Annotated in this window: 1 rRNA gene; it reads right to left on the bottom strand. The window is 58.2% G+C overall.

The features are described 5' to 3' along the window. Positions 1–717, bottom strand: a 16S ribosomal RNA gene (locus DKT72_RS18805); the annotation flags it as partial.

The raw sequence follows: 717 nt of genomic DNA, 5'->3' as shown, positions 1-717 counted from the left end.
ATAATCCGCTGGCAACACGGGGCGAGGGTTGCGCTCGTTGCGGGACTTAACCCAACATCTCACGACACGAGCTGACGACGACCATGCACCACCTGTGAACCCGCCCCGAAGGGAAGCCGTATCTCTACGACCGTCGGGAACATGTCAAGCCCAGGTAAGGTTCTTCGCGTTGCATCGAATTAATCCGCATGCTCCGCCGCTTGTGCGGGCCCCCGTCAATTTCTTTGAGTTTTAGCCTTGCGGCCGTACTCCCCAGGCGGGATGCTTAACGCGTTAGCTCCGACACGGAACCCGTGGAACGGGCCCCACATCCAGCATCCACCGTTTACGGCGTGGACTACCAGGGTATCTAATCCTGTTCGCTCCCCACGCTTTCGCTCCTCAGCGTCAGTAACGGCCCAGAGACCTGCCTTCGCCATTGGTGTTCTTCCCGATATCTACACATTCCACCGTTACACCGGGAATTCCAGTCTCCCCTACCGCACTCAAGCCCGCCCGTACCCGGCGCGGATCCACCGTTAAGCGATGGACTTTCACACCGGACGCGACGAACCGCCTACGAGCCCTTTACGCCCAATAATTCCGGATAACGCTTGCACCCTACGTATTACCGCGGCTGCTGGCACGTAGTTAGCCGGTGCTTATTCAACGGGTAAACTCACTCTCGCTTGCTCCCCGATAAAAGAGGTTTACAACCCGAAGGCCTCCATCCCTCAC

The sequence above is a fragment of the Confluentibacter sediminis genome (assembly GCF_003258355.1).
GTDB classification, from domain to species: domain Bacteria; phylum Bacteroidota; class Bacteroidia; order Flavobacteriales; family Flavobacteriaceae; genus Confluentibacter; species Confluentibacter sediminis.
Note: the sequence above shows the minus strand (reverse complement) of the source record. Positions and strands in the feature narration are given on the sequence as shown.